This is a genomic window from Amycolatopsis sp. NPDC054798 (genome assembly GCF_053611505.1).
The window spans coordinates 1-14,740 of the sequence record NZ_JBSHAM010000147.1 but is presented as its reverse complement, the minus strand read 5'-3'; the positions used below and the strand labels follow the sequence as shown (position 1 = coordinate 14,740).

11 protein-coding genes are annotated in these 14,740 nt (G+C 69.1%); 3 read left to right on the top strand and 8 right to left on the bottom strand.

From position 1 onward, the window contains the following. Positions 1-389 precede the first annotated feature (389 nt). From ACWGIC_RS42260 to ACWGIC_RS42245, 4 genes are read right to left on the bottom strand one after another with little or no spacing between them, the layout of a single operon-like run. Entirely contained in the window at positions 390-1,013 is a 624-nt protein-coding gene (locus ACWGIC_RS42260) for a TetR/AcrR family transcriptional regulator (protein ID WP_452081571.1), read from the bottom strand. Positions 1,014-1,050: 37 nt separating this feature from the next. Further along, positions 1,051-2,622 carry an amidase gene (locus ACWGIC_RS42255; protein ID WP_452081570.1) on the bottom strand — a complete coding sequence of 524 codons (1,572 nt, stop codon included), beginning with the start codon at positions 2,620-2,622 and terminating at the stop codon, positions 1,051-1,053. 11 nt (positions 2,623-2,633) lie between these two features. Continuing rightward, complete coding sequence (locus ACWGIC_RS42250) at positions 2,634-5,204, bottom strand: FtsX-like permease family protein (RefSeq protein ID WP_452081572.1); 2,571 nt, start codon at positions 5,202-5,204, stop codon at positions 2,634-2,636. 5 nt (positions 5,205-5,209) lie between these two features. Then, positions 5,210-5,950 (bottom strand): ABC transporter ATP-binding protein, encoded by a 741-nt coding sequence (locus ACWGIC_RS42245; protein ID WP_452081569.1) that lies wholly within the window; start codon positions 5,948-5,950, stop codon positions 5,210-5,212. Between the two features lie 149 nt (positions 5,951-6,099). Between ACWGIC_RS42245 and ACWGIC_RS42240 the strand changes: the two genes are divergently transcribed. From ACWGIC_RS42240 to ACWGIC_RS42230, 3 genes are all read left to right on the top strand, one after another. Next, positions 6,100-7,299 carry a sensor histidine kinase gene (locus ACWGIC_RS42240; protein ID WP_452081568.1) on the top strand — a complete coding sequence of 400 codons (1,200 nt, stop codon included), beginning with the start codon at positions 6,100-6,102 and terminating at the stop codon, positions 7,297-7,299. Continuing rightward, positions 7,287-7,922 carry a response regulator gene (locus ACWGIC_RS42235; RefSeq protein ID WP_452081567.1) on the top strand — a complete coding sequence of 212 codons (636 nt, stop codon included), beginning with the start codon at positions 7,287-7,289 and terminating at the stop codon, positions 7,920-7,922. Before ACWGIC_RS42240 ends, ACWGIC_RS42235 begins: the two co-directional genes overlap by 13 nt. A 118-nt stretch (positions 7,923-8,040) precedes the next feature. Then, a complete protein-coding gene (locus ACWGIC_RS42230) occupies positions 8,041-8,241 on the top strand; it encodes a hypothetical protein (RefSeq protein ID WP_452081566.1) in 201 nt (66 codons plus the stop codon). Here the strand turns inward: ACWGIC_RS42230 and ACWGIC_RS42225 are convergent, their stop codons facing one another. The 4 genes from ACWGIC_RS42225 to ACWGIC_RS42210 all read right to left on the bottom strand — a co-directional run bounded on the left by ACWGIC_RS42225 (position 8,242) and on the right by ACWGIC_RS42210 (position 14,631). After that, positions 8,242-9,384 carry a 4-hydroxybenzoate 3-monooxygenase gene (locus tag ACWGIC_RS42225; RefSeq protein WP_452081565.1) on the bottom strand — a complete coding sequence of 381 codons (1,143 nt, stop codon included), beginning with the start codon at positions 9,382-9,384 and terminating at the stop codon, positions 8,242-8,244. A gap of 74 nt (positions 9,385-9,458) precedes the next feature. Then, positions 9,459-10,232 (bottom strand): AraC family transcriptional regulator, encoded by a 774-nt coding sequence (locus tag ACWGIC_RS42220; RefSeq protein WP_452081564.1) that lies wholly within the window; start codon positions 10,230-10,232, stop codon positions 9,459-9,461. A gap of 59 nt (positions 10,233-10,291) precedes the next feature. After that, positions 10,292-13,600 carry a serine hydrolase gene (locus ACWGIC_RS42215; RefSeq protein ID WP_452081563.1) on the bottom strand — a complete coding sequence of 1,103 codons (3,309 nt, stop codon included), beginning with the start codon at positions 13,598-13,600 and terminating at the stop codon, positions 10,292-10,294. After that, positions 13,597-14,631: an ABC transporter ATP-binding protein gene (locus tag ACWGIC_RS42210; RefSeq protein ID WP_452081562.1), complete on the bottom strand. Its 1,035-nt coding sequence runs from the start codon at positions 14,629-14,631 to the stop codon at positions 13,597-13,599. Before ACWGIC_RS42210 ends, ACWGIC_RS42215 begins: the two co-directional genes overlap by 4 nt. Between the last annotated feature and the right edge of the window lie 109 nt (positions 14,632-14,740).

The window sequence follows — 14,740 nt, the reverse complement described above, 5'->3', positions numbered from 1 at the left end:
CCTTGAGGGAATCAGATTCCCTCAAGGTGGCCCTCACGGACGCTGGCATCATGCCGACCGGGCACCCACACCCGCCTACTGAAAAACCCCAATGTGGCGTTCGGTGCGCCCCACGCACCCAATGTGGCGTTCGGTGCGTCCCACGCACCCAATGTGGCGTTCGGTGCGTCCCACGCACCCAATGTGGCATTGGGGGCGCGAGCCGCCACCCCCAGCGCGGGTCTTCCAAATCCAGCAAAGGGAGCCCTCGCCCAGTAAGGCAGGTCTTCAGCCAGCAAGGCGAGCCCTCCGCCAGCGAGGCAAGTCTTCAGCCTAGTGAGGCGGGTTTTCGACCCAGCGAGACAAATCTCAGCTCACCAACGCGGGTCCTCGACCCAGCAACGCGAGCCTCAATCCAGCAACGCGAGCCGGTCCACCAGCACCTCCAAAACCCCGTCCGGCCAGGGAAACGTCGGCGACGCGACCCTCAGCTCGGCCAGCCCGTGCAGCCCGGCCCACAACGCAGTCGCGTCGGAGAACGCCGAGGTGCTGCGCGAAAGACCAGCGTCCGCGCAGTCCCGCACCGCTTGCACCACCAAGGCGAACACGTCCCCTCCGATCTGCTCCGCCTCGGGGGACATCTCCCCACTTTCGGCCGCCCGCGCGGCCTTCCACCCACTGCCGAACAGGGTGCGGTAGCGGTTCGGGCGCTCCACGGCGAAGTCCAGGTAGGTCGTGCACACCGTGTGCAAGCGGTCGTCCGGCTTGTCGACCCCGGATAAGGCGGTCTCGATCCGCGTCTTCAACTCAGCGAAAGCTTCTTGCACCACCGCCAGCAGGATCTGGTCGCGGTCGGCGAAGTGCCGGTAGATGGACGGTGCCGCGATGCCGATCCGACGAGCAACCGCGCGCAAGGTGACCGCGTCCTCGCCGCCGCCTTCGTCGAGGACTTCGGCCGCGGTCTGCACGATCTCCGCCCGCAGCCGCGAGCCTTCCCCGCGGCGGTTTCGGGAGCGTCCGCCTGCCGCGTTCACGTCCGCAAGCTTACCGGTGTCAGGCGTGGACGCCGGGCTAAGCAGCGGGCAGGTACCGAGGTGCCTGCCGCGCGTGGGTGGCCTGCTCGTACGCGTAGGCGAAGCTGAGCAGCTGCGCGTCGCGGTATTTGGTGCCGAGGAATGAAATCCCGACCGGCAGCGGGCCTGCGAATCCCGCTGGCACGGTGATGTTCGGGTAGCCAGCGACGGACGTGTTTCGCGTGCTGCTCAAGAACCTCTGGTCGCCCGGGCGGTCCAGCGGCGAGGCAGGCAAGCCGCTCAGTGTGACGATCGCGTCGAGGCCTTTCGAAGCTAGAACGTCGTCGATCGACCGTTGTGCGATGCCGGTCGCGGCAGCGCGATGCCGGCGGTAAGTCTGGTCGTTGAGGCTGCTGTCGGCCGCGTTCGCCTCGATGAAGAGGCTTTGGTCGAACAGCGGCATTTCGACGTCGCGGTGCTGCTCGTTGTACGCGATCAGTTCGGACAGATTCCGCGGGTGCGCGCCGGGAGTCGCGGCGAGGTAGGCGTTCAGGTCGTGCTTGAACTCGGTCAGCAGCGCGGGGAGCAGGTCCGGCTTGAGCGACCAGGAGATGTCCTCGACGTCCGCGCCCTCGACGACAGTCGCGCCCAGAGAACGCAGAGTGTGCACTGTGGACTCGAAGATGCGGTCGGCTTGCTGGTCGAGTCCAGTGTGCCCCTTTCGCCAGACGCCGATTCGCTTGCCGTGCAGGGCATTGCGATCCAGAAGCGCGTACTTCGGGATCGCTTGCTCGGCGGCGACAGAGGCGGGGTCGGCCGGGTCGGCACCGGCGAGCACGGAGAGGGTGAGCGCGGCGTCGGTGACGTTGCGCGCGATGGGGCCGGGGGTGTCGTGTTGGGCGGTGATCGGGACGACGCCGCTGCGGCTCACTACACCGAGGCTGGTTTTTACGCCGACGGTCGAGGTCGAGGCTGCCGGGCAGACGATCGAACCGTCGGTCTCGGTGCCGATGGCTACCGTCGCGAGACCGGCTGCCGCGGCGACTGCCGAGCCGCTCGACGAACCGCACGGGCTGCGGTCCAGCGCGTAGGGGTTGCGCGTCTGGCCCGCCACCCCGCTCCAGCCTGGAATCTGCCCGCTGGAGCGGAAGTTCGACCATTCCGACAGATTCGCTTTGCCGAGCACGACCGCACCGGCGGCGCGCAGGCGCTGGACCAGGAACGCGTCTTTAGCCGGACGCGAACCGAGCATCGCGGTCGACCCGGCGGTGGTGGTTTGCCGGTCCGCGGTGTCGGTGTTTTCCTTCAGCAGAATCGGAATTCCTTCCAGGACACCCCGGGAGGAGTGGGTCCGGCGGCGGGTGTCGCTCTCCTTGGCTGCCGCCAGTGCGTCCGGATTGGTTTGCACGACGGCGTGCAGCTTGGGGTTCAGCTCTTCGATCCGGTGCAGGTAGCCGCGCGTCAATTGTTCCGACGTCAGCTGCCTGCGGTCCATGGCGCGATGCAAGTCGGGAATCGTGGTCTGGTCGAGGAAACGGTTCGACGAGGCGTCCGCCGCGGCGGGCACGAGCAGGCCCGCCGCGGCAATGGCCGCCACCGAAAGCCGTTTCAGCAAGGTGGTCTTACGCATTCGTTCTTCCTTTATTCGCGGAGACCGATGGCTTCGATGGGCTTGGCGCGCAAGGTGACCCGAGTGGACAGACCGAGCGACACCAGGCTGAGCAGGAACGCTCCGGCGATGATTCCGCCGAACACCGCGGGCGTTCCGGACGGCAGCGGGTTGTCCCGCGCGGCAAGGTTGAGCAGTACCAACGGGATCGCCGCCACCACGGTGCCGAGTAGTGCCGCGATACCGGCGGTCGTCAAGGCTTCCAGGCGCATCATCCGCACGACCTGACCCCGGGTGGTGCCGATCAGCCGCAGCAGTGCGAATTCCCGCGAGCGCTGCGCCGTGGTCATCACCAGGGTGTTGGCCACCGAGATCACCACGTAGCCGAGGATCACGCCGACCGCGACGAGGTTCAGGTAGAACTGCTGCTGCCCGGAAGCGCTTTCCAACGCGGAAACCGAGGAGCTGGGCGTCACGGTGAGCCCGGGGTAACGAGTGCTGAGGTCGCGCAACGCCGTGGTTATCGCGGCTGGGTCAGCGTTCGGGTCTTGGCGCACCAGAACGGAATTGTCCATCCGGTCCCCGGTGTGCGCGCGAGCGAGATCGGCGGGCAGCACGTACTCGCCGAACGCCTGGTTGTGTGTGTAGACCGCGACCAGTTTCACCTTCGCGGGGCGGCCGTCGGCGAACCAGAAGTCGACCTCGTCGCCGATTTTCTTTTCGTACCAATCGGCTTCGCCCTTGCTCATCGCGACGGTGTCGCCGCGCAGGTCAGCCAGATTCCCGGACACGACACCGAGATCGAGCACGCCGCGCACCTGGTCGCCGTCCAGGCCCTGCGCCGGGTACTTCATCACGCGCAGCCGCTTCTCCTCCGGGACCGTGGTGACGACGTCGGTGCGGATCACCGAGGTGGCCGCCGCGACTCCGGGGATCGCCCGCGCCGCCGAGGCGACCTCTGGGGAAAGCGCGCCGGTGCTGCTCGTCAGGACGTGATCCGCGGTGGTCGACCGGACTGCTTGCTCCTGTTTGGCCGCGGCGGACGACGTCTGGCTGTAGAACATCGAGATCGCGAACGCGACCGCCAGCATCACCGGGGTCACCGCCGAGGCGAGCCGCCGGGCGTTGGCCTGGTTGTTCGCCGCTGCCAGGTAGCCGCTGATCCGCGAGACGCCGGAGTACACCGGGCCGATGATCCGGGTCATGAAGGAGACCACCTTCGGCCCGAGCACCGAGAGCCCGATCACGACCACCAGCGCCGACATCGAGGAGGCTGCGAGCGCACCTTCGCCGGTCACGTACATCGGGACGGTCGCGCCGCCGAAGCCGAGCACCACCAGCAGCCAGCCGATGAGGATCCGGGTCCGGCCGAGTTCGCGGCGTTCGACGGCCGCCTCGCCGAGCGCTTCGATCGGGCGGATCGACGACGGCCGCCGCGCCGCCGACCACGCGGCCAGCCGTGCCGCGCCCAGGCCGAGCAGGAACGCGACGACGAGCGGGAGCGGGCCGATCGCGAGACCGAAGTCCTGTGGGATCACGCCGACCCCGGCGAAGGAGTTGCGCAAGCCGTAGGCGACGGCCACGCCCAGACCGGCGCCGAGCACTCCGGCGAGGCTCGCGACCAGCATGGTTTCGGCGCTGATCAGCTTGCGGATCTGCTTCGGGGTGGCGGCAATCGCCCGCAGCAGCGCGAATTCCCGCCGTCGCTGGTTGATCACCAAGGCCAGCGTGCTCGACACGACGAACACCGCGACCAGGATCGCGAACCCGCCGAACGAACCCGCGAGCGCGAACAGCATCACCCGGGTCTGGCTCACGTCGAGGAATTCGACCGTGCTGCGTTCCATCCCGGCAGTCACCGTGACCGGTGCGCCGCCGACTGCCGCGCTGATGCGGTCTTCCAGCTCGCCCGCCGGCACTCCGGGCGCGGCGAGCACGCCGATCGCGTGGACCTGCCCGGGCTTCCCGGAAAGATCAGCGGCGCGCGCGGCGGAGAAGAACAAGGCCGACTGCCGGGTCAACCCGTTCCCGGCTTTGGGCGCGGCGAGGCCGGTGACGCGGAACTCCATCGGCGTGGAGCGCGTCGAGACCCGCACCGTGCTGCCGACCGAAACCCCGCTGCGGGCCGCCAGTTCCGCGTCGAGAACCACTTCGTTCGCCGCTTCGGGCGCGTGGCCCTCGCGCAGCGAGAACGGGGCCAGCACCGCCGCGTCCCAGTTGTGTCCGCGCGACTGGGTTCCGTTCGGGCCGGTGAGCACCTTGCCGCTGGACGTCACGACGTTCGCCGGGAAGTCCTGCTCCGGCACTGCCTGGCGCACCCCGGGCACTGACGCGATCCGGTTGATCAACGTCTCCGGCACCGTGGTCTGTTCGGAGACCTGCTCGGACTCGCCGAAATCCGCGCCCGGCGGTTTCGTGGTCTGCAACCCGCCGACCACCACCGCCGCGTCGGCGTAACGCTGGGTCGGGACCCCGGCGCGGAGGCCGGATTCCATCAGAATGCCGCAGCCCGCGACGAGCGCGGTGCCGCAGAGAATCGCGATGAACGCGCCGACGAACCCGCTGAGCCGGGCCTTCGTCGTCTGCCAAGCCAACGACCACATGGCGGTCACCACTCCCCGAGGTGGGTCATCCGCTCCGCGACCCGCTCCGGGGTCGGCTGCGGGAGATGGCCGGCGAGCTTGCCGTCGGCGAGGAACAACACTCCGTGCGCGGCGGACGCGGCGACCGGGTCGTGGGTGACCATCAGCACGGTCTGGCCCATCTGGTCGACCACGGCGCGCAACAGGTCGAGCACCTGGCGCGCGGTGCGGGTGTCGAGCGCACCGGTCGGTTCGTCAGCGAGCACGACTTCGGGCCGGGTGATCAGCGCGCGGGCGATCGCGACGCGCTGTTGCTGTCCGCCGGACAGCTCCGCCGGGCGGTGCTCCAGCCGCTTCGCGATGCCGACGCCGTCGACGATCTCGCGCAGCCAGCGGGCGTCCGGCTTCTTCCCGGCCAGCCGCATCGGCAGGGTGATGTTCTGCAGCACGTTCAGCGACGGCAGCAGGTTGTAGGCCTGGAAAACGAACCCGATCCGGGTCCGGCGCAATTCGGTGAGTGCCCGCTCCCGGAGCCCGCCGAGTTCGGTTTCGCCGAGCAGCACCTTCCCCGAACTAGGCCGGTCGAGCCCGGCCGCGCAGTGCAGGAAGGTGCTCTTGCCCGACCCCGACGGCCCCATGACCGCGGTGAACGAGCCCCGCTGGATCCCGACCGACACCCCGTCCAGCGCGGTGACCGCGCCGTCGCCGGAGCCGTAGATCTTGCGCACCGCTTCCAGCCTCAGGGCGTGTGTACCGCCTGTGTTCATCTTCGTGTCGCTCCTCGGACCAGCAGATTCTCTGTCGGTATCGAAGCTATGGCGGCGGGCGGCCGGAAACGATCCCGAGCGCGGGAGTCTTGGGGGTAGCGCAGGCACCACCACGTCCGGTGGGGACGTCCTAATGGGACACTGTGCGAGTGAAAGACCGGCTGCGCTCGTGGTGGTCCGGACTCCGCTATCTGCTGGTCGGAGCCGCGACCGCGTTCCTCTCCATGCTGCTGGCTTTCGCGATGGCCGTCGTGCTCATCACCTGCTTCATCGGCGTCGGGATCCCGGCGCTGCCGGTGGCGCTGAAACTGCTCCGCTACCCGCTGCGTTTCGAACGCCGCCGCGCCGCCCGCAGGCTCGGCGAGCCAATCGCCGAGCCGTACGCCGCCGTTTCGCCGATCCGCGACCCGGCGAGCCTGCGGGATCTCGCCTGGCTCGTGGTGCACGCCGTGTTCGGCTTCATCGTCGGGGTGCTCGCGTTCAGCCTGCCGATCGGCGGACTGCGCCAGATCCTCACCGGCCTGTTCTGGTGGCTGGTGCCCGGCGGGATCCGCAGCTCGCTGGAATTCATGGTGGACTCCTGGCCGACGGCCGCGCTGTGCGTCCTCAGCGGGATCGTCATGATCGCGCTCACGTTCTGGGCCGCGCCGCTCGCGCGCGGGCAAGCCCTTGTCGCGCGGGCGCTTCTCGGCCCCCGGCCAGGTGCCGGGCTCACTGACCGGGTCGTCGAACTGACCGCGACCCGCGCCGCCGCGCTCGAAGCGCACGGTGCGGAACTCCGCCGTCTCGAACGCGATCTGCACGACGGGACGCAGGCGCGGCTGTCCGCGGTCGTGCTGCAACTCGGGATCGCCGATCAGCTTTTCGAGGGAAATCCGGCCAAGGCGAGGGAATTGCTCGGCAAGGCACAGGACGCGGCGACCGAAGCGCTCGCCGAACTGCGCACGGTCGTGCGGAGCATCCACCCGCCGCTGCTGACCGACCGCGGTCTCGACGGCGCGATCACCGCCCTCGCCGACCGGTGTGCCGTTCCGTGCACTGTGGACGTTCGCAGCACCGCGCGCCGGCCGGCCGCGGTCGAGGCGGCGGTGTACTTCATCGTCGCCGAAACGCTGGCGAACGTGACCAAGCATTCCGGCGCGGAACACGCGTCGATTACGCTCGATGGCACCGTCGACACCCTGCGGCTCCAAATCCGCGACGACGGCCGCGGCGGCGCGGACGAATCCCAGGGCAGCGGGCTGGCCGGGATCCGCAAACGCGCCGAAGCCTTCGACGGGACGGTCACGCTCACGAGCCCGCCCGGTGGACCGACTGTTCTGGAAGTGGAGTTGCCATGCGGGTCGTGATCGTCGAGGACGACGCCCTGCTGCGCGAAGGCCTGGTGCTGTTGCTGGAGACCTCGGGCATCGACGTCGCCGCCGCGTTCGACAACACCGACGAATTCCTCGCGTTCGTCCGCGAAGACCGGCCGGACGCGGTGATCACCGACGTCCGCCTGCCCCCGACGCACACCGACGAGGGTCTGCGCGCGGCCGTGCAGGCGCGGCAACTGCACCCCGGGCTGCCGGTGCTGGTGCTGTCCGCGCACGTGGAAACCGGCTACGCGGCCGAACTGCTCGCCGACGGCAAGGGCGCGGTCGGCTACCTGCTCAAGGAACGCGTCGGCAAGGTCGCGAAGTTCCTCGACTCGCTGCACCGCGTGGTCGAGGGCGGGACGGCGATGGACCCCGAGGTGGTGACCCAGCTGCTGGCCCACCGCCGCGACCCGCTCGACGCACTGACCGCGCGCGAACGCGAGGTGCTCGGGTTGATGGCCGAGGGCTACAACAACGCCACGATCGCGGAACTGCTGGTGGTCAGCGACGGGACAGTGCTCAAGCACATCCGCAACATCTTCGCCAAGCTGGGGTTGCCGGAGGACAACGGACACCGGCGGGTGCTGGCGGTGCTGGCCTACCTTCGGTCGTGAGTAGCGATACCGGTTCTAACCGGCATTGGCACTCACGAGGACGGTAGCGCAGGCACTACCCCGAAGTTGGGGGTCTGCGGTCTGTTTGCCCCCTTCGCCGCTCCATAGTGTTCTCGGCATGGAGACTTCCCGTAGCCGCACCGCCGGCGGCCCTGTTGTGACTATCTTGCTGTGGCTGGTTTTTCTCGCCGGTGCCGCCGCCAATTCGATCGGCCAGTTCGCCGGACTGGAGGACACTTACCGGTATGTCGGCGGCGGAGCAGCGGTGGCGTGCCTGGTGTTGCTGCTCGTGCGGTTCATGGCGCGGCGCAAGGATTGATCAGGCGAGCCCGGCGATGAACTCGCTCAGCATCCGGTTCGCCGGGCCGGGCTCGAACAGCCCCGCCAATTCCGCCCGTGCGGCCTGCCGCCGGAATTCGCCCGCATAGGAAGCGTCACCGGCGTTGTGCACCAATTCGGTCCACCACCTCGCGAACGCCTGGTACTTCCAGACGTGCCGCAGCGCGGTCGCCGAATAGCTGTCGAGCAGGCTTGAATCCTGTTCTTTCTGGTAGCGGACAACGGCGTCCGCGAACAATTCGGCATCGTGCAGGGCCAGGTTCATTCCTTTCGCGCTCATCGGCGGGACGATGTGCGCGGCGTCGCCGAGAAGGTACAGGCGGCCTTGGTTCATCGTGCTGTGCACGACGCTTCGCAATGGCACCAACTGCGTACTGGCGATCGGGCCGTGGGTCATGGGTTCCTCGAAACGGGCCTCGATCTCGGCCCAAATGCGTTCGTCGGTCCATTCCTCGAGGGAGCTGTCCAGCGGGCATTGCAGGTAGAAGCGGCTCGCCTGCGGGCCGCGAGCGAACTGCCCGGCGAAGCCACGGCGGTGGAGCGCCATCATCGACTGGTGTTTGGCGGGTACTTCCGCCAAAACCGTCAGCCACGCGTACCCGTATTCGTGGGTGTAACGCGTGAGATCGGGAATCGCGGCTCGGCTGACGCCGCGGTCCCCGTCGCATCCGGCGATGAATTCGCAGGCGATCGTGCCGTAGCCGGAACAGCGGACCAGCGGACGGTCGAGGTTCTCGATCGAAACCTCGGTGTCGAAACGGAGATCACCGCCGTCCGCGAGAAAAACCTCGATCAGGTTCCGGACCAGGACCTGCTGGGGGCAGAACCGGCCGTCGCCCTGGTCGCCCGCGTCCAGGGCGAGCGGACGCGTTTCGCCGTCGATGCGGAAGTTCAGCACGGGCTGGGTCGGGACGCCGCCGACGACCCTGTCTTCGAGGCCGTGCGCACGGAACATCCGGGCCGCGCGGGTGTCGATGACCCCGGCTCGCTGGCGCTGTTCGACGTACTCGCGACTGCGCTTTTCCACGACGATGCAGTCGATTCCGTTGTGCAGCAGGAAAATTCCGAGAGTGAGTCCGGCTACTCCGGCTCCCACGATCACTACTGTGGTGTTCTCTGACATGTTTCCAGGTTCGCGGGAACCCAGCCGTCAGCGGTACCAGCGGCCCGACTCGCTGTTCCGGAAACCCGCCAACCTCACCGATCGCCGCGGCGCAGCTCCTGCTGATAGCGGCCGGGGGTCTGGCCGACGACAGCGGTGAACGCCTCGATGAAGCTCGTCGGGTTGGCCCAGCCCAGCCGTGCCGCGGTGTCGATGACCGCGTCGCCCTCGGCCAGCCGGATGAGCGCGTGCTGAACCCGCAGCAGGCTCCGCCATTGATGGAAGCCCATCCCCAGCTCCGCCTGGAACAGCCGGCTCAGCGTCCGCTCCCCCGCCCCGACGGCCCGGCCGAACTCGGCCAGCGTCAGCGCGGACGCGGGGTCGGCGTGCAGGAGATCGGTGACCGCGCGAAGCCGGTCGTCGGACGCGGCCGGGAGGTACATCGCCTCGTCGGGGCCGACGACCAGCTCGTCCACGACCACGCCGCGCAGCCGTTCCCGAGCCTCCGGCCGGAGTGTCCGGCCGCTGGTGAGGACCAGCAGCGCCTCCCGCAGCAGCGGCGACACCGCGAACACGGTCGGCTGGTCCGGCAGCGACGCGGACAGTTCCCCGGAGAATTCCAGCACCCGGACCTCGGTCTGCCCGTACGCACGGTGGTGATGCTCGAAGCCCGGCGGCGTCCACGCGACCCGGTTCGCCGGGGCGACCCAGGTACCGCGTTCGGTCGTGGTGGCGAGGACGCCCGCCGACGGATACAGCAGCTGTCCCTGGACATGCCGGTGCGGCGCGATGCCGTCGCCGTGCGCGAGCTGGCCCCGCTTCTCCACGATCTGCGAGACCAGAGCGGGCCTCGGGCGGATTTCCGGCACGAGCCGAGCTTACTCGGAGTGACCGGCGGAGGGGCTGAGCGAACCCAGCCCCTCCAGCCTCAGGACACCTTGGGCGTCGCCCGGGCGCCGAAGTGCAGGTACGGCTCCCCCGTCGGCAGGGTGTAGAACAGCACCGGCGTCCAGAACTGCCCGCCCGGCATGCGGAGCAGGAACAGCGTGTCCGAGATCGCCTCCAGGTCGAATTCCTGGACCTTGTCCGGCATCAGCTCCGCCAGCGGGCCGGTGGTGGTGTACACGAGACGCAACCCGCCCTCGCGCTCCACCACCTCGAGGTGCGCGCCGGCCCGTTCGTACACGCCGAGGTGGCGGCTCGCGTCCACGGCGAGCGGCGTGGCCGGGGGTTCGAGCGGACGCGGCATGGCGACGTCGGCGAGTTCGGCGAAGATCTCCCGGTACAGCTCGGTGTACAGGTCCCGCGCGTGGCCGCCGTTCGTCAGCAGGGTGACCGCGAGGCCCGCGTCCGGCAGCAGGCGCAGGAACGCCGACTGGCCGATCGTGTTGCCGTCGTGGCCGATGACGCGGCGGCCGTTCCAGTCGTCGCGGATCCAGCCGAGGCCCCACGAATCGCCGAGGGTGTGCTTGTCCGGGACGTCGGCCTGCTTGTCCGCCATCGCCGCGGCCGACTCCGCCGACAGGATCCGCGTGCCGTCCGCGGTCAGGCCGCCGATGAGGTGCAGCCGGGCGAAAGCAAGAACGTCCGCGGCCCGCGCGGTGATCAGACCAGCCGGACCGGCTGATCGAGGCAGCTGCCAGGCCTGGACCGGAGCCAGGTCTTCGCCTTCTGCTGCGTCGTGACCGACTGCGGCGCGGAACAGCAGCGCCTCTTCCGGCAGCGTGACGGTGTGGGTGAGACCGAGCGGGGTGTACAGCTTGTCCCGCATCGCGGCGTCCCAGGTCTTCCCGGTGAGCTTCTCGATCACCCGGCCCATGAGGACGAAACCTGAGTTGCAGTAGGAGAAAGTCGCGCCGAGAGGATGGTTCTGCGCGGCTTCTTCCAGCAGGTCGACAAACTTTTCGACACAGTCGTCGCCGCGGCCGGTGTCGGTGAAGATGTCGCCGTCGATGCCGCTGGTGTGCGTCAGGAGATGCCGCATGGTGACGCGCTTGGCGACGTCCGGATCGAACAGCCGCAGTTCGGGCAGCACGTCGACGATCGGCGCGTCGAGGTCGAGCAGGCCCTCGTCGACGAGCTGCATCACCACAGTCGATGTCCACACCTTGGAGATCGAGCCGATCTGGAACAGCGAGTCCTCGGTGACCTCGACCCCGGTCGTCTTGCTCAGCACCCCGTGGGTCGCGAACACCTCCTCGCCGGTCTCGACGCGCAGGATTCCCAGCGACGCACCGGGAACGTCGTGTTTGCGCGCCAGTTCCGCCAGTCGCCGGTTCCAGTGCGCGGCATCGATCGGCACCCGCGAACCCGCGTACTGCTCGACCCAGTCGACCACGCGCCGGTTGTAGTCGACGCGATGCGACGGCGGACCGTCCAAAATGAACAGATGCGCGCCGCCCGGGTACAGCACGAGCTGGGACGGCACATCGCGCTCGCGCAGCGCGGTGAACCACTGCTCGGCCTGACCGACCGGGCACCGGACGTCCTCGCCGCCTTGGAGGATCAGCGTCGGGGTGCGGACGTTCTCGACCTGCGCGTGCGGCGACGATTTCTCGTACTTGCCCGAGGAAAGCCCGGCGAATTCGTTGACCGCCATGTAATGCCCGCCGTCGGAGGTACCGGCCAGGCTGGTCAGATCGCTGACCACGCCGCCGGCCACGGCAGCGGCGAAGCGGTCGTCGCGGCTGGTCAGGTAGCAGGTCATGTAGCCGCCGTAGCTGTACCCGGTGACGGCGAGCCGGTCCGGGTCGGCGAGACCTTCGGCGACGAGCTGGTCGATCGGTTCGAGGAAGTCCGGCGCGTCCGCGTGGCCCCACGCGCCGATCGCCGCGGTGAAGAACTCTTCGCCGTAGCCGTCGCTGGCTCGCGGGTTGATCAGCAGCACTGCCCAGCCACGCGAGACAAGGGTCTGGTGGTACAGATGGATCGCGTCCGCGGCACCGTTCCAGGCGTTGTGCGGACCGCCGTGGATGTCGATCAGAAGCGGCTGCGCACCGGTGCGTTCGGTGTCGCGGATGAGCCAGCCTTGGACGACAGTGCCGTCGCTGATGGTGAATTCGCGCGACTCGCGCGGGAACAAGTCCACTTCGGACACCGCGTCGCCGTGCTTCGTCCGCACGTCCACCGAACCCGTGGCTCGGTCGAGTACCGCGACCTCGCCGAAGGAATCCTTGGTGGCCAACACAATCGCCGCTTTGTCGCCGACCAGGTCCACTCCGGACACCACGTTGCCGTCACCGGTCAGCACCGCACGCGGTTCGCCACCGGCAAGGTCCACTTCGTACAGATGAGTGCAGCCGCGATCGCGGATCGCGAAAAGCACGGCGTCGCCCGCCTCGGTCAGCTGGGGCAGCGCGCCTGGGTAGCCGGGGCCGCCGGACATCACGTTGCGGTCGAGACTGGCGGCCAGGTTGACCGTCTCGCCGCCGTCCAGGGGAACGCGCAGCAGACCGAGGTGTCCGGTGATCGTGTCAGTGCGGCCGACCACCAGCAGCGCCTTGCCGTCGGCGGTCCAGCCTGCCGTGCCCGCCATGCCTTTGTCGGTGCCGACCAGTCGCGGTTCGGCGTTCCGCTCGGTGACGTCGAGAACGTAGGCGGCGCACCGGAAAGTGAGGTCGGCGTCGTCGTCCAGGCTTGCGGTGAACGCGACGTGCGTGCCGTCGGGCGACCAGGCGGGTTGGCCCGCGTGCCAGTCGCCGAAGGTGCGCTGTTGGACCTCGCCGGTGGCGACGTCGAGGATGTGCACGTGGCTGCGGAGAGTCTTCAGCAGACCGGCGCCGTCGGACTTGTAGTCCAGCCGCTCGGCGACGATCGGCGTGTTCGCCGGCGGCGCTTCGACGATCGCGGCTAGATCGATCGCCGCGGAGAACGCGATTTTGCTGCCGTCCGGACTCCACACCGGGGCCCCCGCCCCGAGCGGGAGCTTGGTGAGCTGTTCGGCTTCGCCGCCGTCCGCCGGGAGGACCCACACCTGCGGCGGACCGTCCTGGGCGCGCAGGAACGCGAGCCGGGAGCCGTCCGGGGCCCATTTCGGTGCCGCGTCGGCGTTTCCGCGGGTGAGCTGGCGGGCCTCGCCGGACGAGACGCCGACCGTCCAGAGCGCGTCGACGTTCCGGTCTTCCTCCCGGTCCGCGGTCCGCAGCACGTAGACGATCCGGCTGCCGTCCGGCGAAAGCGCGGGCTGGCTGGGCGCGGCGAGGTCGTACAGGTCATCGATGCCGAGACGGCGGGTCATACGCTGGCTCCTTGGGAGATCGCGGGCTCGTGGCCCTCGGATTCGCTGAAGTGGCAAGCCGCGGCGTGCCGCCGGGACGCGGCGTCCCCGGCCGGATCGGCCCGGAGGCAAATCTCGCGGTCGCTCCGCACGAGCGGTCCGACCGGGCAGCGCGGGTGGTACCGGCACCCGGCGGGCGGATGGTGCGGATCGGCCGGTTCCGCGTCCGCGGTCGCGCCGGGTTCCTGGTCGAACAGCGGCTTGTGCGCCGAGGGAGCGGCGTCGAGCAGGTCGCGGGTGTAGGGATGCTGCGGATCGGTGAGCACCTGTTCGGCGGGCCCTGCTTCGACGATCCGGCCGAGGTACATCACCGCGACGAAATCGCTGAGATACCGGACCACGGCGAGGTTGTGCGAGATGAACAGCATCGACAAGCCGAGCTGCCGCTGCACCGAACGCACGAGGTTGAGCACCGCGCCTTGCACCGAAACGTCGAGCGCGGAGGTGATCTCGTCCGCGATCAATGCCTGCGGCTGACCGGCCAGCGCCCGGGCGAGCGCGACGCGTTGCCGCTGCCCGCCGGACAGCTGTCCCGGCAGATGCGTGGCCCGTTCGGGATCGAGGTTGACCAGCTCGAGCAGCCGGGCGACCTCGGCCTGCCTCGCCCTGCGGTCCGTGAAGGGCTCCTTGAGGGAATCTGATTCCCTCAAGGAGCCCTTCACGGACCTTGAGCCGCGCGGCATGGCTTCGGCGATCGACTCGCCGATGGTCATCCGCGGGTTGAGGGACGAATACGGATCCTGGAACACCATCTGCAGCGGGCGTCGGCGCGGCAGCTTCCGCACGTCCACCCCGCCGAGCAGCACCCGTCCCGCGCTCACCGGCGACAACCCGACGGCCGCCCGGGCGAGCGTCGACTTGCCCGAACCCGACTCGCCGACCAGCCCGACGACCTTGCCCGCCGGGACGGTCAGCGAAACGCCGTCCACCGCGGTGAGCCCGCGCCGCCCGCCGTACCGGACGCTGACCGAATCGAAGACCAGCTCGCTCATTCCGCCCCTCCCTCGTCCGACCTCGGTCCATTCCGCGCCGCTCCGCGGTCCGTGAGGGGAACCCTGAGGGAATCTGATTCCCGCAGGGTTCCCCTCACGGACTTTGGGC